Annotated in this window: 12 protein-coding genes; 1 reads left to right on the top strand and 11 read right to left on the bottom strand. The window is 53.2% G+C overall.

Annotated elements, in window-relative coordinates:
* Positions 1 to 4 precede the first annotated feature (4 nt).
* The 7 genes from HNQ64_RS15940 to HNQ64_RS15910 all read right to left on the bottom strand — a co-directional run bounded on the left by HNQ64_RS15940 (position 5) and on the right by HNQ64_RS15910 (position 12,319).
* Complete coding sequence (locus tag HNQ64_RS15940) at positions 5 to 1,309, bottom strand: 3-deoxy-D-manno-octulosonic acid transferase (RefSeq protein WP_184210393.1); 1,305 nt, start codon at positions 1,307 to 1,309, stop codon at positions 5 to 7.
* Positions 1,310 to 1,383: 74 nt separating this feature from the next.
* Positions 1,384 to 1,941: a 16S rRNA (guanine(966)-N(2))-methyltransferase RsmD gene (rsmD, locus tag HNQ64_RS15935; RefSeq protein ID WP_184210391.1), complete on the bottom strand. Its 558-nt coding sequence runs from the start codon at positions 1,939 to 1,941 to the stop codon at positions 1,384 to 1,386.
* 48 nt (positions 1,942 to 1,989) lie between these two features.
* Positions 1,990 to 3,459, bottom strand: coding sequence for a sulfatase family protein (locus HNQ64_RS15930; protein ID WP_184210389.1), 1,470 nt, complete (start codon positions 3,457 to 3,459; stop codon positions 1,990 to 1,992).
* A gap of 83 nt (positions 3,460 to 3,542) precedes the next feature.
* On the bottom strand, positions 3,543 to 4,997 hold the full coding sequence (locus HNQ64_RS15925; RefSeq protein WP_184210387.1) for a DUF1501 domain-containing protein: 1,455 nt from the start codon (positions 4,995 to 4,997) through the stop codon (positions 3,543 to 3,545).
* 19 nt (positions 4,998 to 5,016) lie between these two features.
* Positions 5,017 to 8,193, bottom strand: coding sequence for a DUF1553 domain-containing protein (locus HNQ64_RS15920; RefSeq protein WP_184210385.1), 3,177 nt, complete (start codon positions 8,191 to 8,193; stop codon positions 5,017 to 5,019).
* A 140-nt stretch (positions 8,194 to 8,333) separates the two neighbouring features.
* On the bottom strand, positions 8,334 to 9,791 hold the full coding sequence (locus HNQ64_RS15915) for a DUF1501 domain-containing protein (RefSeq protein ID WP_184210383.1): 1,458 nt from the start codon (positions 9,789 to 9,791) through the stop codon (positions 8,334 to 8,336).
* Positions 9,788 to 12,319, bottom strand: coding sequence for a DUF1553 domain-containing protein (locus HNQ64_RS15910; protein WP_184210382.1), 2,532 nt, complete (start codon positions 12,317 to 12,319; stop codon positions 9,788 to 9,790). The genes HNQ64_RS15915 and HNQ64_RS15910 overlap by 4 nt, the downstream gene beginning before the upstream one ends.
* 241 nt (positions 12,320 to 12,560) lie before the next feature.
* On the opposite strand from HNQ64_RS15910, the gene HNQ64_RS15905 reads away from it, so the two are divergent.
* Positions 12,561 to 17,192, top strand: a complete 4,632-nt coding sequence (locus tag HNQ64_RS15905; protein WP_184210380.1) for a beta strand repeat-containing protein — start codon at positions 12,561 to 12,563, stop codon at positions 17,190 to 17,192.
* A gap of 2 nt (positions 17,193 to 17,194) precedes the next feature.
* On the opposite strand, the gene HNQ64_RS15900 is transcribed toward HNQ64_RS15905, so the two are convergent.
* The 4 genes from HNQ64_RS15900 to HNQ64_RS15885 form a co-directional block, all read right to left on the bottom strand.
* Positions 17,195 to 18,118, bottom strand: a complete 924-nt coding sequence (locus HNQ64_RS15900) for an ROK family protein (protein WP_184210378.1) — start codon at positions 18,116 to 18,118, stop codon at positions 17,195 to 17,197.
* Positions 18,115 to 19,035 carry a methylenetetrahydrofolate reductase [NAD(P)H] gene (metF, locus tag HNQ64_RS15895; RefSeq protein WP_184210376.1) on the bottom strand — a complete coding sequence of 307 codons (921 nt, stop codon included), beginning with the start codon at positions 19,033 to 19,035 and terminating at the stop codon, positions 18,115 to 18,117. Before metF ends, HNQ64_RS15900 begins: the two co-directional genes overlap by 4 nt.
* 108 nt (positions 19,036 to 19,143) lie before the next feature.
* Positions 19,144 to 20,319 (bottom strand): ABC transporter permease, encoded by a 1,176-nt coding sequence (locus HNQ64_RS15890; RefSeq protein ID WP_184210374.1) that lies wholly within the window; start codon positions 20,317 to 20,319, stop codon positions 19,144 to 19,146.
* Positions 20,316 to 20,987, bottom strand: a complete 672-nt coding sequence (locus HNQ64_RS15885; RefSeq protein WP_184210372.1) for an ABC transporter ATP-binding protein — start codon at positions 20,985 to 20,987, stop codon at positions 20,316 to 20,318. Before HNQ64_RS15885 ends, HNQ64_RS15890 begins: the two co-directional genes overlap by 4 nt.
* Positions 20,988 to 21,046: the final 59 nt, after the last annotated feature.

The following is a 21,046-nucleotide window of genomic DNA, read 5'->3' as shown; positions in this document are numbered from 1 at the left end:
GTGGCTACAAAAGCGCCATTGTTTTGGCTGTTGCACCTTCATGCATCGCGAGTACCTCATGGCCATTGTCACCTAGTTTTTGACATAACGCTTCATCCTTGAGCAGTGCATCTAACCGCGGCTCTAGTGTCACTACATCGGCAACCTGAATGGCTCCATTTCTGGTCAGCAGCAGATCGACGAGCGCTTGGAAGTTTTCCATGTGCGGGCCAAACAAAACAGGCTTGCGCGCCATGACGGCTTCAGCCGGGTTCTGACCACCTGTCGCCAAAAAGCTCTTCCCTACGACCACTATCGTAGCCAGTGCCTGCCACGCCCGCAGCTCTCCCGTGGTATCAATAAGCAAGTCCAGTGAAGAAGACTGCACCTGGCTACGTCTTTGTGGATGGAGACCTAAGTCACGAAGCTCTTCCAGCAAAGAGGCTGTGCGCTCCACATGCCGAGGCACGATGAGCAAGGCCAGTGTGGGATGCTTTTGACGGAGACGTTGGGTCATTTTCGCCAGCAGGACTTCCTCCCCTGGATGCGTGCTTGCCAGAAGGAGAATAGGCTGTTGCGGGGTGATCCCCGCTTGTCCTAAAACTTCCCGCAGGGACTGCACTTGAACCGGATCAGGAGCCGCTCCCTGTGGGTCAAACTTGATGCTACCTGTATGATGCACACGATCAACGGTAAGTCCCAACCCTGCCCAGCGCTGCACATCCTCAGGCTCCTGCACCATTACCTGATGCAGCATGGAAAACACCGGCCGGATGATGAAACGAAGCTGTCGATAGCGCCGCTCCGAACGAGGTGACAGACGTGCATTGATCAATGATACAGGAATGTGCAAACCCACGGCAGAGGCCACCAGATTCGGCCACACCTCGGCCTCCACCAAAACCAATTGAGATGGAGCCAACTCCTCTAAAAAACGAGCGCCCACAGCAGGTAAATCTAGGGGCGAATAAAGCACGACTACATGGCCTAACTGCCGCGCTGCAAACTCTGCCGCCAATGCGTATCCAGTAGGGGTGGTGGTAGTCAGTACAATACCTACCTGTGGCCTCTCACGTCGAATCAGGGCCATGAGCTTCGTCGCAATCCCCACTTCACCCACACTGACGGCATGGATCCATAGCCGATTCTGACCTGTGGGCAGGGCAGCGAGAGTCCGCTTTTGTTCAGTCGAAAAGAAACCTAACCTTTGCACTAGATCCCGCCAATGACCACCGCGTTGGCGCATCTTTCGAACGGCTCCCGGCAGCATGCAAAGCACACCGATAGGGAGTAACAGGTTATAAAGGCAAAGGCTGAAATTTTTGGACATGCAAAGGGACGACCCGGTCTCAATCAAAGGCAAAAACTGGGTGGCCAATTCCATGCCATCGCCCAGCGCAGACGCTACCGCTTTCTCAACCAGAGAATGCGCGTGCCACCATATTCTCGATCCCGCACCATCTCCCAGGGGCCCCATTCCACTGGTGCATTTTTTGTGACCCGGCATTCTAGAATGAGGCTTCCGCCTGGGACTATCACCGTCTGCAGCTCAGGAAAAAGAGCCAGCTTCATGCTGAGATCTTCCTCGCCCAACTGATGCGCATACGGAGGATCTGCAAAGACGAGGTCGAACATCGTCGTTCCAGCCATTTGCGATAGAACCTTGAAGACATCCCCTTGTTTTACCGAGGCCCCTTCGAGGCGGGTTTTGGCAATGTTTTTTCGAATGACCTCACAGGCGGCACGATCTTGCTCAATGAGTTGCGCACTGACCGCCCCCCGGCTGAGGCATTCCAAGCCCAGCGCCCCAGAACCTGCAAACAAATCAAGCACACGAGCTCCGTCCACCAACTCTCCCAGCATATTAAAAATGGCCTGCTTCACCCGGTCCTGCGTAGGACGGGTGACGTTTTTGGGAACGTCCAGGGGGATGCCCCCAGCACTGCCTGAAATGAGCCGCATGTGTGACGCTAGCGAGGATGCCCCCCTTTGTCGAGTCTGGGCCTTATCTCAGTTAATGGGCACTCCTGCACGCAGGCCATATTGATGCATCCACCAATCGAGACGTTCGGTATCCGAGGGTTCCCCCTTAAAGCCGCGCTTCTTCCAGACGCGAAGGTAATCCTGCTTTTTTGCCTTCTGAATGTCCATCAAAGAAGGCTCTGTGGAAGCAGCAGGTAATCCTCCCAAATCCCCAGTAATCTTGATCCAAGAATCCAACGCTGATTTTAGTTTTTGCACATCATTGGCCATCTGTCTCTCACGAACCACATTGACCAGACCTGCAGGATCTGCCTTCAAATCATAAAGCTCTAAGGGCTCACGTTGGAGTGATAGATAACGATCTTGGAGAGGAGTCAGTCCACCACTCCTGTGCAGTTCTCGAATCAAAACCATGCCCGGATATCCTGCCTCTTTATAGCTGGACCAATTAAGGCGGGATATTTCAGGGTGAAAATTTTCTACCATCAAAAACCCCGGGCTGATAACAGCCCGGATACGATCTTCTGCATCTCCACAACGGTCACGCGCTGCAAAGATCTGGTCTCGATCTGGAAAAGGCCCTTTGAGCATTGGTCGCCCCTGCATCCACTCAGGGATCGAACAGCCTGCGAGAGAAAGCATCGTGGGCGCCAAATCGATAAGACTCACCAAACGCTCCTCCACATTCCCAGCTTGCACACTCGGTCCTCGGATAAGCAGAGGGACCTGCAAACCCTCGATGCTTAACCACTGCTTTCCCCAAGGCATAGGGCGACCATGATCTGCAAAAAACATGATGATGGTTTCGTCCAAAACACCTTCCTTTTCGAGCTGATCTAAAATAGCCCCGACTCGCCGATCCACGACTTCAACACTCCGCAAGTATGCATACCAATCCCGCCTCATCAGCTTATGGTCCGGATAATTTGAAGGAAGCTTGATCAGCTTCAGAGCATTTTCATCGTAGCTTGCGGGGATAGGAAACGGGCGATGCGGTTCAGAGATCTGGAACTGGGCAAAGAAAGGTTGTCCAGAACTGCGTTGTCTCCAGTCCACACCATCGTACATTTCAGAGGGGTCATGAGCGAAATTGTAGTGCGTTTTAGCTTTCGTTTTGGACTTCTCTCCACCGGGGGCCACGGCATTCGTCACAAACCAACCCGCCTGCCGCAGCAAAGCCGGAAGATGTTGATAAGGAGCCGACAGAGGTTGTGGATTTTCCACATCATGAGCATGAAGACCTGTCGTGGTCTGGTAGGTGCCCAGGATAAAAGCCGAGCGCGATGCACTGCAAACCGGTGCGGAGGCATAAGCACGGGTGTAACGACGGCCTTCTCTGGCCAACCGATCAAGGTTGGGAGTTTTAACCCCAGCGGCTCCGTAGGCACCAATATCTGGCGACATATCATCGGCCACAATCCATACAAAGTTAGGTCCCACCGCTGACAGCATCTGTGCAGCCAGTCCAAATAAACCCAAGAGAAAGATCCGCATCATAGATGAGGATCAAACGAACTTCTTCATGGGATGTTGCAGGCTGTTCCACCAGTGGAAGAGCCTGCCAATCCATCCCCTCTGGGTTACGCGATCAGCGCCTTGACCACCTTGGCAGCTTCCACTCCTGTAAGTTTCTGGTCGAGACCTTGGAATTTGTAAGTGAAGCGATCACTATTATAGCCCAGCAAATGCAGCACCGTGGCATGAAAGTCGCGGATGTGGAGGGGGTCTTTGACGATGTTGTAGCTGAATTCGTCCGTCTCACCGTAGATAGCGCCGCCTTTAGAGCCCCCACCTGCCATCCACATCGTGAAACAACGAGGATGATGATCGCGCCCGTAATTTTCTTTGCTCAGGCCACCTTGGCTGTAAATAGTGCGCCCGAATTCGCCCCCCCAGATGATCAGCGTGTCCTCAAACATGCCGCGCTGCTTGAGATCCTCAATCAAGGCGTGGCAAGGCTGGTCAATGTCCTTGCACTGGCTAGGCATGCGGCCCCCCACGTTGCTGTGATGGTCCCAGTTATTGAGGTAAATTTGGGTAAAGCGAACGCCACGCTCGGCCAGACGGCGGGCCATGAGCACCCCATTGGCAAAAGTACCAGGTTTCTTCGCCTCATCGCCATACATCTTGAAGATGTGTTCCGGTTCTTTGGACAGATCGGTCAATTCCGGCACACTCGCCTGCATGCGGAAGGCCATTTCATACTGCTGGATACGGGTGTGCGTTTCAGGATCTCCTACCTGCCTGTAGTTCAGTTCATTGAGCGCGTTTAAACCCTCAATCGTGCGTTTGCGCACGCTGCTAGGCACACCGGGAGGGTTGTTGATAAAAAGAATGGGATCTCCCTTGCTTCGGAAAGACACGCCCGCATGCTCACCCGGAAGATAACCACTGGACCAAAGACGGGAGGAGATCGCCTGTTCCTGCTCACGATTTGTCGGCGTGGCGATGAGCACTACGAAATTAGGCAGGTTAGAGTTCACCGAGCCCAGTCCATATGAAGCCCAAGATCCCAAACAAGGACGCCCAGTGATCTGATTACCGGTCTGCATGGCACAGATGGCAGGCTCATGGTTGATAGCCTCCGTGTGCATGGAACGCATCCAGCAGATGTCATCAGCGTTTTTGGAGAGATGTGGCAGCAAATCAGAGTTCATCCACATGCCGCACTTGCCGTATTGAGCGAAGTTAAACTTCGAGGGCGCGATGGGAAATCGCGCTTGGCCGCTGGTCATGGTGGTGAGACGCTGGCCATTGCGAATGCTTGCTGGCAGATCCTTGTCATACCAGTCCTTCATGCCCGGTTTGTAGTCGAACAAATCCATCTGCGAAGGTCCCCCAACCATGTGCAGGTAGATCACTCGTTTAGCCTTGGGTGCCCAATGGGGGGAAACACTCCCCTGCCCAGCTAGGGCCTGGCTGCTCACCGCCTCGCCTAACAAAGAAGAAAGAGCCGCCGCACCCAAAGCATTTTTCCCGCGTGAGAAAAACTGGCGGCGTGTTTCAAAGGTATTCCATTCGTGAAGAAGGCTCATAGTCAGGAAAATCAGATCGTTATTTATTCAGCACTTCGTCCAGGTTCATGAGTTGGCTGGATACCATGGTCCAAGCCGCTAGTTCCGCCGGAGCTAGGTTTTCATCAGGTTTGGTTTCTCCCACGGCAATGAGGGCTCGGGCATCTTCAGGCGTTGCTTGATAGTGGCCACGAAGGTCATTCAAGCTAGATTGAAGAATGGCTACCTCCTGCGGTTTGAGTGGACGGCAAAGCAGACGCTGGGAAATGGCCGATAGCTTCTGGTGGTCATCTCCACCTCCTTTAAGAGCCTGCTGAGCCAAATTGCGAGAAGCCTCAATGAACTGGGGATCGTTCATGACCACAAGGGCTTGGAGAGGGGTATTGGTGCGATCGCGGCGAACACAACTCACTTCGCGACTGGGCGCATTGAAAACATCCAGATTGGCCGGTGGGGCCATACGTTTCCAAAAATTGTAAAGCGTACGTCGATACAGATTTTCTCCTTTATCCTGCACGTATTTTTCTGTCCCCATACCGACGACTTCCCAGACGTTTTCCGGCTGGTAAGGCAAGGTTCCTGGGCCACCCATTTTAGGGGAAAGTGAACTACTTGCCGCCAGGGCATAATCGCGGATCATTTCCGCATCCATACGGAAACGTGGGCCACGGCTGAGGTAGGCATTGTCGCGATCTTTTTCGATCTTTTCTGGAGTGATGATCGTGGCTTGCCGATAAGCGGCAGACGTGACGAGCATTTTGTAAAACCGCTTCACATCCCAACCACTTTCACGAAACTCCACGGCCAACCAATCAAGCAATTCTGGGTGCGTGGGGGCCGTACCCATGATGCCAAAATCCTCACTGGTAACCACGATCCCTCGACCAAAAAGCTCCTGCCACATGCGGTTCACTGTGACACGTGCCGTGAGCGTATTTTCTTCACTGACCAGCCACTGGGCAAGGCCTAACCGATTCTTCGGTGCATCTGCCTTCAGCTTGCCTAATGCCACAGGAACGGCTGCATCCACAGCCTCGCCTACTTGATCATACTGGCCACGCATCAAAATATTAGCCATGGCAGGCGTGTCCATTTTTTCTTCCTGGATGTGAGTTAGCGGACTCCGGGATTTGATCGCGGCCAATTCTGCCTCCAGTTTCACAGAGGCTTGATTAGCCATCTGGTACCCTGCATGACGAGTTACGAGGTAGTGCTCAAAAAGAGCCTCTTTTTGCTTCGGGCCACGTTTGGCTGAGGCCAGCATCAGACGCAGAGGGCCTACCTTGGAAATGGTCTGAATCTCCGTGGCCGAAAGCAGGCGATCATAGATGCGCACATCCTGCACGGATCCTTCATGGAACACCTGGACATGACTGCGCTGGCCGATGCGGGTAGGAGTCGCCGTCTTGATACTGCCTTTCAGAGCATTCGTATCAATCTTCATTTCTTGAGCCACGCCATCAATGAACAGCTTCACTCCCTGAGCCTTGCCACTGCCATCGTAAGTAACAAACACATGCTGCCATACCCCAGGTCGGATACTGGGTTTTTTCGTGCTGACTTTCAGGGCATCTTCGGGCCAAGAATTGACAATATGCACGGAGTAGGTGCGGTCATTTTGATACAGATCCCACCCCCGGTAGCCGCCCTTTTCATCCATGCGGGCCAGGATGCCCCCACTCATGCCTACCTTACCGGCACGCACCCAGGCACCATAACTAAAAGCTTGGTTTTTTTCAAAATCTCCCACATCACCGATTTCAAAAGTACCATTCGTCTTCATCACTGGCGCAGGTCCAATCTTACCGTCTGGCTTCCAAGAGACTTCACCCGTGGCCTTGAATTTTTTGGTAGCACCACAGGTGCCAATCACTTCACTGCCTACGCCTTCATTCAATGGCACGTGAGCAACCATTCCCTTCACTGGCACATCCTTGTCCAAATCTTCGGGCTTGGCGGAAGAGAGCCATTGGTCAAACTCACCCGAGGCTAGCTTGCGATTTTCTTCGAGCTTGGTTTTCGTTGCAGCAATTTCCACTGGCAGCGCATTCCAGCGTGGACGATCTTTGGCCTCAGGCAAAACTAAAATGGGGCCATTTCCATCCTTTACATTCCCGTCCTTTGGCTTCTGCGTCGTGTTGCGGAAGAAAGCGGCGAGAGAGTAATAATCCCGCTGAGAAATGGGATCGAACTTATGATCATGACATTGGGAGCAATTGGTGGTTAGGCCCATGTAAACCCAGCCGAGTGTTTGCACACGGTCAGATGCATAGTTGGCCAAGTTTTCTTCATCAATTGTCCCACCTTCATTCGTGGTGATATTGCAACGCTGGAATCCGGTAGCGATCAACTGTTCCTCCGTCGGTTGTGTCAAAAGGTCACCCGCGATTTGTTCGACCGTGAACTGATCGAAAGGTTGGTTTCGGTTAAAAGACTTCACCACCCAGTCACGGTAAGGCCACATCTCACGGGGTTTGTCAAAGTGCAGACCATGAGTATCTCCATAGCGCGCAGCATCCAACCAATAACGAGCACGGTGCTCACCATATTGAGGAGACTTCAAAAGCTCATCCACCAACTCATTGTACGCACTATCCGATAGACGATTGTCCGCAGACTTTTTCAAGTATCGCTCCACCAAAGCTGGTGCAGGCGGAAGCCCTGTGAGATCCAGAGTGACTCGACGAATGAGGGCATGGGCATCCGCTTCAGAGGCTGGCTGGAGACCGATCCCCTCCAACTTAGCAAGAACGAAACGATCCACCGGAGTTTTTACCCAAGCCGAATTTTTCACTTCTGGTGCTGGAACGCGCTCAGGCTTAATGAGTGACCAATGCGGCTGCCAAGGCGCCCCTTCCTCAATCCAGGTTTTAATCTTGGCGATCTGCTCCGGCTTCAATTCTTTGTGAGATTCCGGCGGTGGCATGATCTCATCTTCATCTTTAGAAAGAAGGCGCTGATAAAGGGGGCTTTCCTCAGGCTTGCCTTTCAGGACAGTGGGAGATTCACCTTCTTTGGCTGTAAAAAAGCCAGCTTCTGTATCCAGGCGCAGCCCCGCTTTGCGAGTGCCTGGGTCTGGACCATGACAATGAAAACACGCATCTGCGAGGATCGGGCGAATGTCTTGGTTGAATAAAATGCGCCCGGTATTGGCACCGAAAAGACTCCCTTGAAGGGCAATCAAGCCTAATGTGACATGGAGACGTACTAAAATCATTGTTAGCAAATTACGACGAAGTTTAAAAAAATCTTACTTCACGATGCGCGTTTTAACGCCTGGGCACACGCAGGAATCAAAATGGGCCAGACCTTGCTCAAAATATGCCAATAGAGGAGTAGCAGAGTCTCAGATGCCACTCACGCCATGATCTCCGGGATGGCTTTGCCAAAGTCTCTCTCCAAACGCTTGCGACCTGGTATCTCCAATCGGTGCGGATTAAGACCTAACAGATGAAGAATCGTCGCATGAACATCGGTGACGTAATGCGGATTTTCCGTGGCATGAAAGCCGAGTTCATCGGAGGCTCCGTGAATGGCCCCGCCCTTGATTCCCCCACCTGCCATCCAGATGCTAAAAGCAAAGGGATGATGATCCCGACCATCGCTTCCCTGAGTGCCAGGAGTGCGACCAAACTCGGTTGCGAAGACGACGAGAGTGTCCTCTAACATGCCGCGTTGTTTGAGATCTTTGAGCAGCCCCGCAATGGGTTTATCCACTTGCTCAGCAAGTTTTGAGTGACTGCCGCGAAGACCTGAATGCGAATCCCAAGCTCCGGCGGCTCCATCTCCATGCTGGATCTGAATGAATCTGACCCCACGCTCCGCCAGACGCCGTGCCACAAGAAGCTGGCGAGCAAAGGGCTCCGTTGCTTTTTGATCCAAACCATACAGGCGCTGCGTCTCCATACTCTCAGCCTCTAGGTTGAGAGTCTCTGGCACTGCCGTCTGCATGCGAAAAGCCAACTCATAACTTTTCATTCGTGCCTGCAAAGCACGATCTCCAGGATACTTCTCAGCGGTCAACCGATTCAACTGATGAACGAGGCTAAACTGAGCAGCTTGTTCATGGGCAGCCATCTCAGCTTCAGGTTTAGCAAAGGAAAGTGGGTTTTTAGGATCCACCTTCAGATTCACCGCATCGTATGCAGGCCCCAAATAATGGCCGTCCCGAGTATCAAAATAGCGTGGTCCCATGTTGATGAAGGAGGGTAAGTCCTCCGTCATCGCTCCCAGGCCATAATTGACCCAGGCTCCCAGCGTCGGCACACGCGGTTCCAGCATATGACGACCACTGGCAAACTGCACCTGTGCACCATGATTGTTATCCGTGGTCCACATACTGCGGATAAAAGCAATCTCATCTGCACAAGACCCAATATGCGGAAACCAGTCACTGATCTCCACCCCACATTGGCCATAGCGCTTATAGCCTGTCTGCATTGGATAGATGAGGTTGCGTTGCTGTCCATTCGCATCATTCACCACCACGACTCGCACATTCTTCAGCTTATCCGGATTGAGCACTTCTTTAAAAGGAGTAGCCTCAATACTTTTGCCGGCATAACGATTCAGCATGGGTTTGGGGTCAAAACTTTCCATATGGCTGACGCCACCCCGCATAAATAGCCAGATCACCCGCTTAGCCTTAGGCGCATGCATAGGAAACCCATCTGGAGGCGTCCAGAGGCCGCCCCCTTGCGCCTCTTGGGCCATCATCGCTTGTAAAGCAATCCCTGTTAGACCCAGCCCAAGCTGCCCCAAGAAATCACGGCGATTCGGCACTGAGTTCACCGGCAATAGGTCACCTCTTTTCATCGCAAAGTAACAAAGTCGTTATGATTAAACAAGGCTTGAAGAAATAGCTCTCTGCGCAAACTCGATAAAGACTCAAGACATGTTTTTTGTTCTCCGTCATCGGGTTGGCGCCCTAACACCCTAACAAACGCTTCACGAATAAAATCGCGGTCATCTAGCCCTGCTAATTTCTGCATCAGCGCCGTCGCGCAATCGTGAGATAGCTGGCTATTGGCCAAAGCCAGTGCCTGCTGTGGCACGATGCTTTCTTCCCGCCGATAACAGTCCAGCACATTAGCGTTATCAAACATAGCTAGGAAACGATGCTCAGTATCAGCCGTTTGATTGAAGTAAAGTGAGCGCCTACAACTCGTCTCCATTGTCACAGGATCCAGCGTTGCTCCACCCTGAGAAAAATCTAGTTTTCCAGCCAGACTGAGAAGGCTATCTCGAATGACTTGGGACTCCATTCGACGAGGATTCATCCGCCAATAGCAGGTGTTATCAGGATCCTTCTCTACAGTTTTCGCAGCAACACCGACCGAGGACGAACTCCGTGCATACAGCTCTGACAATACCATTTCACGATGTAACTGCTTGAGGCTCCACCCACGATCCATCAAGCGAACGGCCAATGTATCCAAGACGTCTTGATGCAAAGGCTTAGAGCTGCGGCGACCAAAATCACTCACATCTGCCACTAACGCACTGCCAAAATGACGTAACCAGACATGGTTTACTAGCACCCGAGCCGTCAGCGGATTTTGTGGGCTAGCGATCCAACGCCCCAACGCTAATCGCCGCCCTGAACTCGATTCAGGATATGTTTGAACCTCCTTGTTTTTGGGATCGTCGGGGCCTTCCTGCGCTTTCAGCGTGGCATGGATCGGGGCATACACCACACCTGGGTTAGCGACCCTCTCCTGGGCCTTTTTGAGTTCGGCACGAGCAGCATCCAATCTCTTCATTGCCGCAGTCTTCTTTTGATTATCCTTGTGTATCAGTGAAGGGTCATTTTCCGCTTTGATTAAAAACTGCTCTGCAATGGCTAACTGAAAATTTGCATCAGCTAGAGCCGCTTCCGCAGCAAGCTTTTTGTTAGTGGGCGAAGATTCTGCGGCATGCACAGCACGCAACATGACGGGGCGGGCCTCCGCTACAGCCAGCGTCTTCTCTGCCAGAATTTTGAAGGCAGGTTTAGCTGATTTCATATTTCGAGTAGCCCCTACCAATTCCAAATTCGCCTGACTCAAGTGATCCTGAAGCACGAAGGGTAACAAAGCTGGTCTCACTGAATTGATGGGCAATGCCTGCGAGACTGGCTGATACTGCGAGCCGCCAAGAATTTTGGGAACGCCCGGCCGTTGAACGACCGAGCGGTCTTCATTTTTCTCATCACCTCGCACATGTCGGTAAGTGGGACGATCCAGATGCAAATCAAAGACACGAGGAAGCCCATTTCTTTCCAGATCAATTTCCCCCGGCCAGGGATCTAGGCGCACATGCATAGGCTCAAACACAGCCCTCAGGCGATAATATTCGCCATGTTCAATCGGGTCATACTTATGATCATGGCACTTCACACATTGCATAGTTAGGCCGAGAAAGGAACGGCAGGTATGCTCCACCGTTTCATCCAACCATGTCGTTCGATTGAATAGGTAGTAGCTGCGTGCTAAAAAGCCTGTGGCGCGCAGATTATCACGATCATCAGGAGCAAGTTCATCAGCTGCTAGCATCTGAATGATCATCTCATCATAGCCTTTATCAGCATTCAGAGATTCGATGATCCAGTCGCGCCAATGCCAAAGATGCTTCTGGCTGTGTCGGAGCTGATTCCCCAAACCATACCAATCGCTGTAACGCCAGATATCCATGAAGTGGCGCCCCCAACGCTCACCATACTGAGGGGAGGCCAGGAGTTGATCTACCACTTTCATACGTGCGGCTCCGCCTGGTTTATCTTGTTGTATGAAAGCCTCTATTTGACTCGGTGTCGGGGGCAGACCGATGAGATCTAGGTAAACACGCCGCAACCAGATCTCTGGGGATGCAGACGCCTGTGGCTTTATATCCAGAGAACGTAGGCGCTCAGAGATTAAGGCATCTAAAGAGGCTCCTGCAGATAAAGGCAAATGATAAGCCCAGTGCTGACCAGGATCCATTTCAGGTTCCTCATCCACGGGGCCGGGAGCTCCCGCAAGAATCCAGCTTTGAAGCAACTCAACCTGCTGCGCGGTCAAGGCGGCACCTTCCCCCTCTGGCGGCATCCGCTCATGAAGGTCTTGGGTCGTCACACGTTCCAAAATCAAAGCATGATCTCGGGCAACCGCATTGCCTTCATCCCCTCCCTTTTTCATCAAAGCCACGGTATCTATACGCAGCCCGGCTTTTTGTTTTAAAGCGCCATGGCAGGCATAACAACGCTCCTGCAACAGGGGCTTGATGTCCTTGAGGTAATCGACTTCAGCGGGAGTCGCAGAAAATGTGCAAAGACCTATCAAAGCAGCGAACCTTTTGGATATGTGCGCCAGAGCAGAAAAATTCACCTAACAACTACGCTAAAGATTGGCTACTTTTTGCGCAAGGGCATCAAAAATAACCAAGACTCGAAATGGGACTTTCCTGCCCAACAATTGATACTGTTGTGCTGAAATGACAGCCCAATCGCCGTCTCGGCACGACCACTGCTTATAATTGGTTAATCCCCCCGGACATTGACATCAAAGAACAGCCTTCTGCTGCTCATGGATGTCCACGGACTCAATGCCGGAAGGAATCTAGCTAACCATGAAAATACCCCTGTTTTTTTTGAGCCTCCTGCTCCTGGTGCCTTCCTCGGTCGCTCAGACATTCACTTTCGATGGCGACCTAGGAACGGCAGGTATTCAAAATGGCAGTGGCACCTGGAGCACCAATGCGACGATGCCTGCGAATTTACGTTGGTTCAAAGATGATGCCTACTCAGCCTGGGATAATAGTGGCTCAGCCATCGCTGAATTTGGCAATACAAGCAGCACCACAGGAGGAACCCTCACCGTGGATGGGGAAATCAAAGTGGCAGGCATGAATTTCAATTCCTTAGGCGCCCCGATCGGCTCCACCGCTTATGGCTTTACAGGTGGGACTTTGAATGTCGGCAATGGCAGCATTATCAACATCGCCAATGCAGCCTCTGGCGGCAGTCTCGGTGGGCAGTGGATCACCTTCACCTCACTATTAAAGGGGAGTAATCTCACCTTCCAAAAATCAGCAGGTTCCACCATCGCTTTCATCCGCCTCAGTTCTATCAATACCGAGCTTACGGGGACATTGACTTTAAAGAGTGCCGTGGGTGCGACGAGCGGCATTTACGCCAGCGTGGGCAGTCCCACCTACATTAGCAATCTGAGCAGCATTGATGTCCAGTCAGGCTCCGTGTTTAATCCTACGGGTGGGGGAAATTACGCTGTGCCAGTTACCTTAAGCGGGGCGGGGGCCTCCAACTATGGAGCCATTCGTGTAGATGCCTCTGGAAGCACCTTCAGTGGTGCGTTGACATTGAGTGGGGATGCTCGCTTTCACACCCACATCAATACCGTGAATACAGCCATCTCATCGGGCATTGGCGAAATTGGAGGCAGTTGGGCCTTCACCCGTACCGCCGCTACCCCGACTAATGCGGCCCTCCCCCTTACCACCACCTACAGCGGCATTAGCACTTACACCGGAGCTACCATTCTAGGGCGAGTGACCAATATCATCAGCACCACTGAAACCAGCGGCACTGAAGGTGGAGTCAACGTATTGGACTTTGCCACAACAACGGCACCTGTGAGCAACATGCTCTACAACAACCGCGCAGCAGGTGCCCTTCAACTCATCGGCGGGCTCACCGTTCCTACTGTCCTTAGGCTCAATGGAGCTGCCGCGAAAACAAACTCCCAAAACTTCAGCGGAGTCAGCGTGCAACAAAGTGCGACAGCTATTACCGCAGTGTCGGGTTTTGGTGGCAGCATGAATCTGGACATGGGTGCGATCAGCCGCACCGGCAATGGTGTGCTTGCCATTACAGGCCCTCTTTCAGGTCAAATTAAAGGCCAAATAGGTGGTAATAATGAGGGCCTCATTGGCACCTGGGCCACCTACAGCAGTTCAGACGGAAAAGTGGGTGGTTGGGCAGGCCTAACAGGAGGTGTCGTCGGTCTATTCAGTGGAAATCTCGGTTATCAGGAAGGACTGACGGTGACGAACTTGCCTGGATACTCCACCGTGTCTCACTTACAGCTCACTTCAGCATCCACAAATGCAGTGCTTTTTGACAATGGCACGACGGATGTAAATACCATCTCCATGACGGATACAGTTCAAGCTCGCACCCTTGATCTCGCCGGTAAAACCTTGCGATTGGGCGCCGCAGGTGGGCTACAAATCTTGCAAGGGGCTCAAAGTCTAACGATGGGAGCCCCCTCAGATGGGAGCATTTTGACAGCAGGAGGAGCGATCAACACGATCGGCCAAATCATGCTAACGAATATGTCCAGCAACCAACCGCTGACCCTCCATTCCAGCATCACCAACAATGGCACAGCCGCAGTAAGCCTGAATCTCAATGGCACAGGTCGTATCGTGCTGACAGGAAACAACACATTCACGGGCATAGTCGCCCTCCAAAGCGGGGTATTGGAAGTGCGGAGCGCCCAGGCTCTCGGCGCAGCAGGTGCCGTAGGAGTGACCAAAATCATGGCAGGTGCTTCCTTGAATCTTTCTGGTGATATCACTCTGGGAGAAACCATTCAGGCGAATGGCCATGGCATCACCTCTGACGGAGCCATCCGCAACCTCAGTGGTATCAATACCATCACGGCTGCGGTGCGCATCCAGTCCAGCACTCGATTCACATCGGATAGCGGCACCCTAATTTTGGCGGGAGGCATCACGGCTCAAAGCAGCGCCACAGGTTACACCTTCTCTGGCAGCGGTGACAGCGAGGTAAGAGGCGCGATCTCAGCCACCAGCGGGCTGCTCACTAAAGAAGGCAGTGGCACATTGACCCTCATCGGAGCTAGCAACGCAACAGGCATCACCACCGTCAACAATGGGGCCTTGCATCTCAACTTCAATGGAACCGGTGCCCCCGCCACAAACATCCTCTACAATGGGGCCACGCTAAGTAGCACCGTTGGGACATTGATCCTCGGTGGAGGGGCTTTTCGCACAACAGGCAAAGCAGACAGTGTCAGCAGTCAAGCTTTAGGCACACTCACTCTGAACAGTGGGTATTCGCGTATCACGTCCACCTCCAGTGGTGGCGGGAGTATGGACATCACCTTTGGGGCCATTACCAGGAATCTGGGTGCCACCTTGCGTTTTGATCTCCCGGCCAGCGGCAGCATCAAAACCACAGGAGGCACAAACAACGCCCTGCTCACCAGCACCGGCGGTGGCGCCTATGCCACCGTGGGGGCGGATGACTGGGCAGCTACCACCACGGCAGTCTCTACCCTGCGGAATATTGTGGGCCTATCCAGCATCACCGGTTACACAGCCAGCACAGCCTCGACGTTAAGTGGCAATGCAGACATCACTCTTAACATCGGCACCACCACCCTAACTGCAAATACAACCATCAGCAGCCTGAGGTTTCACCAAGCCCAGGCCACCACCATCGCCCAAGATACCAGTGGTCGGATGCTCACCACGGGCGGGATCTTGGTCACACCCGCTGTCGGAGCCAATGCTACCGCCATCCGCACCACCAGTCTCAGGGGGGCTGTTGGCTCGGCTGATCTGGTCATCATTCAGAACAATACCGAAGCCCCTCTGACCATTAGCAGTCGCATTTTAAACAATGCAGCCAGCGGAACTGGAAGTGCCGCCGGATTGACCAAAGCTGGCCCAGGCACTCTGATCCTCGAATATGACACTGCTTACGCTGCGGGGGACTACACAGGTGCCACGCGCATCCAGGAGGGCACCCTTCAGCTTATCAAAAACACGGCCACCAGCATCAGCTACTATCTTTATGCCAGCACCCCATTCATTTTCGGCAGTGGCAGCACCAGTGGTAAAATGATTCTCGGCAGCACCACAACAGGCCACGCAGTGACGCAGTACGGCGGTCTGCGTATCGAAGGCAACGGCACGGCCAATGCACTCGTCGGCGGCACGGCTGCACTCTCCACCTTTCTTCATTATGTCAGTGGCACTTTTGATTTTCGCGCAGGTTTCATCGGCGGCTCAGGCACGAATGAGGATAACCTCAATCTCACCATTTCACTCGGCACTTTGCAGTTAGGCCAAGCCAATACTTATCGGGGGAAAACCACCCTGCTACAGAATACGATCGAAGTCACAAAGCTGGCTGACCGAGGCCTCCCAAGCTCCCTAGGCAAAGGCGATTTCAATAGCACCGCCCACATCATTGATATGGCCACAGCCACTACCACGTCTCAAAACTTCAATGCAGTCGCCACACTCAGATACATCGGCGCCACAGATTCAGTCACTAACAGACCAGTCAATGTCAGCAACGCGGACATTCCCGGTGATGTCATATCAGTCGTCGCTGTCTTAGAAAACACCGGCACAGGCACCGTTAAATTTACCGCCCCCTTCACCGCCGGCGGCACCAATACCGTGCAGCGCGTGCTACGACTGGGAGGCACCCAGGCAGGAGCCAATGAAATTGTCAGTTTCGCCAACGTCAGCCCGGCCATCACCAGCAAAATCGAAAAGACGGGCCCAGGCTCTTGGACCCTCACAGGAAACAGCACCCACAGTGGAGGCACATCTGTAGAAAATGGCACCCTGCTGGTCACCAACACCACAGGTTCAGGCACGGGAACAGGCTTGGTCAATGTGAACGTCGGTGCTGTCATAGGAGGTAGCGGGCGCATCGCCCCCTCAGTCGATACAAACGTCACCCTTACAGGAGCCACCTTACAGATAGGAACGGAACTCCCAGGCCTTCCCGCTAGCAGCGCCAGCCGTCTCACCCTTCAAACCTCAGGTAATGGGGTGCTGAACATGCTCAGTGGATCTACCTTTGCCTTCGATCTATTTTCCGGTGCAGGTCAAGGTGATAACAGCCTCCTATCTACCACGGCAGATTTGGCGGTGATTTTGGGCACCCTCAATATGGAGGCTAGCACGGTCATTAAAGTATCCAATCCCACAGGGATGGTCGCCTGGGCCGCCAATGATCAATGGCGATTGTTTGACTGGTCCGGGCTCATCCAGCCTATCACTAACACCGTGGCTCAATACGATCTTCCACTCCTCCCCGCAGGTCTCATGTGGAATACAGATGCCTTATTTAGCAGTGGCATCCTCAGCATCAGCCTTGTGCCAGAGCCTACACGAACATTTCTCCTGCTAGCAGCGGGAGCCGCTCTAGCTATGCGACGCCGAAGGGGCAGCCCGCATCAAAAAAAGACCTGAACTCACAGGGCTTTATTCGCAATCGCCATGCGCCCGAGAGCCATCGAACCCAGCAATCCAGAGCGCCCGCCCAGTCCAGGTTTAACAATGAAACGCTCAATGTCATGGCTGAGCTGTGGCACCGAAAGATAACCATTCATGTGCTGCATCAGCTTGCCCTGGATGAGTGGAATGAGATGTGGCTGCTCCATCACACCTCCACCTAAAATGATGCGTTTGGGGGCGAGGGTGAGCGTCAGGTTCATGAGCGCGTAGCCCATGACATCCGCCACCTCTTCCCAGGCAGGATGGTCCGGCGGTAAGGCATCAGCTTTTACTCCCCAGCGTTTCGCAATGGAGGGACCGCAGACATACCCTTCCACACAACTGCGATGAAATGGGCACTGCCCTTCCCTTTGAATGGCCAGACTATTGTGTGGCGGTGGCACGATGAGGTGACCGATCTCTGGGTGAAGCAATCCATGCAGAAGCTGCCCATTGACCAAGACACCACCGCCCACCCCTGTGCCCACGGTGATGTAAATGAGCGGGTCCATGCCCTGTCCCGCGCCCCACAGGTATTCCGCCAATACCGCCGCATTTACGTCCGTATCAAACCCCACGGGGACCTTGAAACGATTTTTGAAAAATGTCACCACATCCGTCTGCTGCCAGTGGGGTTTCGGCGTGGTCGTGATGTATCCATAAGTCTCACTGTCTCGATTGAGATCAACCGGGCCAAAAGTGCCAATGCCAATGGCCGCTATCGGACCATGAGCCACCTTCATTTTGGATATCCAATGACTCACATTTTCCAGGGTGTCATGGGGCGTCGTGGTATCTATTCGTGCGGTATCTAGAATGTTATGCGGATCGGTGCCAATACCGCAAACAAACTTGGTACCACCACCTTCGATGGCGACGATCAGTGGGGCATTGTCACTCATGCAGGGCGTACGGCTGCGGAATCACGGATACCGAGGCTCGCATAGATCTCGCGAGTCGCTTGGGATTTATTGAGGGTATAAAAATGGATGCCATCCACTCCATTTTCCAGCAGGTCACGGCACTGTTCCGTCGCATAGTGTACTCCTACACGCTGCACAGCCTCTTCATCTCCTCCACAGCGCTGGATAGCGCGCAGTAATTTGGCAGGGTAACGAGCCCCCGCAGCCAGTTCAGCCATGCGGCGCATGCCGCTGGCACTGGTGATAGGCATGATGCCAGCAATGATCGGGATATGGATGCCGGAGAGACGGCAACGATCACGGAAATCTAAAAAGTCGTGATTATCAAAGAAGAGTTGGGTGCAAATGTAGTCTGCACCCGCATCCACTTTTGCCTTCAAATATTCCATCTCCAACACGCGGTTAGGCGTGGTGGGATGCCCTTCCGGAAAACCTGCGACGCCGATGCCGAAACCGCGTGGATCGGGGTGAGCCCCGCTCTCATTGAATTTCTTGATGAAGCGCACCAAATCAGCCGCCTGCTGAAAAGCATCCTTCTTACGGTCATAACCTTCCAGATTCCTGGGGGGATCACCGCCCAATGCCAAAATGTTACTCACCCCTGCCTCAGCATAGCGCTCCAGGATGGCCGCGATGTCCGCTTCGCTGTGGCAGACACAGGTAAGATGCGGCACTGGATCTAGGCTCGTCGTTTTCTTGATCCGCACCACGAGGTCATGCGTCAACTCCCGGGTCGAACCGCCCGCACCATAGGTCACGCTTACGAAAGAAGGTTTGTAAGCCTCCAGTTCACCGATGGTCTGATACAGCGCCTCCGAAGCCTCCGCCGTTTTAGGAGGAAAAAACTCAAAGGACAGCGTAGGACGCTGGGCGGCAAGAATATCGGCGATGTGCATCGTGGCAGAAAAGAAAGTCAGAGAGAAAGCTCATTCAACGCGGGACTCGCGCCGGGGCAAGTCATAGAAATAGCAGCCCTCCATCTTTATAAGCGGGTGACCAAACACTCAAAGCCTTAAAAGCAACCCCACCCCTAATTCGGCATTGCTCCAAACCACTGCGGTCAACCCGGCGGCAAAAGCCAAGCCCAAGAAGGTCACAAACGCCACCTCGGTAAGTTTCGTCAAAGCCAAAGCACGTCGCGAAATGCCCAAATCATCCAAGGTGGTGAATTCCCGCGTTCTCAGCCGGAAGGTCAGCGCAAAAACCAGCGCCGCTACGCTGAGCGCAGCTAATGCCAGCAAAGAAAGAACCACCAGCGCCAGCGTTTCAATCTGGAAAAGGGTGTTCATGAGGGTCTCAAATTCATCCAATGGTCGGATGATCTGGGCCGGAAGGTCGCTCTTTAGATAGCGTCCGGCCAGCAGAGCCTCCGCTTTCGCGTCGGTAGGCTGTATCAGGATGGCACTCAGCGGGTAAGCCGTGAGGTCGCCATGAAAGTGAAAGCTACCCAGATTCTTTTCAGTGACTTGGTTAAACATCCGCACGCTGGCGTTACCCACGACATTGCCATTTTCCTTCGTCAAAATAGCTTCTTTGCTCACAAGGTCGTCGTGACCGTGGGCTAACCCTTCAATGAGCCACGTGGTTTTTAAATCGGTAAAAATGGCCTCATCATCAGGGGTGCCATTGGCAGCTAAAATCCCTGTGACTCGCATTTTCAAAGGGTAAATACCCGCGAGATCGAAGACCTGCTCCTGGGAAGAATAAAGATGACCGCCGACCTCTATTCCCTGTTTTTTCGCCAAATCAGCCCCCACCACACAATCTCCAAGTCGAGCAAACATTCGCCCCTGCTCTACCCGCAGTTCTCGAAAGGAAAAATAATCAAGCTGAGTCCCCACAATGGGGTATTCCAGGGCATGAAAACGCGTGTAAACTGGAATGGCTGTTCCCAGCTTAGCAGCGCGGACTTCCTCCAGCGTTTTCACCGTCAGCATCGGTAGAGGCTGGCGTTTGAAATAGAGTGCCGTCAGCAGCAGATCTAGCGCACTGCCTCGCGCGCCAATCACCTGCGGCGTGGATGCAGCCCGCTCTCTCATGGCAGACTCTGCCGCTCGTACGATCACCCGGATGGACAGCGGCAGCGCCAACACTAAACCGAGAGCCGCTGCTAGCAGCAAGGTCTGCAAACGATGACGCACGACATAATGCCAAGCGAGGTGGAAACAGGCAGAGATCATACCGTCAAGTCCTCCACGCGTAGATGCTTAGGGAACAGCGGCATCAGTTCCGTATCATGAGTCACCACCACTAGGCATGCTTGTTTCTCACGTGCATAATTCATCAATAAATCCATCACGAGGCTGCGCCTTGCCGCATCCAAAGATGCCGTAGGCTCATCCGCAAAAACAAAACTAGGCTGGTGAGCCAAAGCCCGAGCAATCGCCACACGCTGCCGTTCTCCTTGCGATAATAGTCGAGTGCGTCGGCTCCAGTGAGGCTGGATTTCGAGTCGTTCAGCCAATTCTCGCGCCCTAGTCAAAACAGAAGATTGATGGGGTGCTTCATCCTTCTGGCCACAGCCAAACTGTGAAGGCAAAAGAATATTTTCTTTCACCATGAGGTAATCCAGCAGGGCAAAGTCTTGAAAAATGAGACCTATATTTTGCAGCCGAAACTGACGACGCGCATCAGGAGAGAGAGTCGTCAAATGGGTTTCTCCACAAGTGACCGTGCCTTTATCTGGTGCTAATAGACCCGTCATTAGACGCAGCAGCGTCGTTTTCCCTCCGCCACTAGGCCCTAAAATAGCCAAAGGCTCCCCCGCCTTTACCGTCAGCGACTTGACCGCCAGGCCAAAGGCACTGCCGGGATATTGAAAACTCAGGTCGGAGACAGCCAGATCCATGCTTGGTGAAAGCAAACGCCACCGCAGACAAACCAGCAAGATCTCTTTTTGTCAGACCT

It is taken from the genome of Prosthecobacter dejongeii (genome assembly GCF_014203045.1).
GTDB classification, from domain to species: domain Bacteria; phylum Verrucomicrobiota; class Verrucomicrobiia; order Verrucomicrobiales; family Verrucomicrobiaceae; genus Prosthecobacter; species Prosthecobacter dejongeii.
The sequence above is the reverse complement of the archived record's forward strand: the minus strand, read 5'-3'. Positions and strand labels throughout refer to the sequence as shown.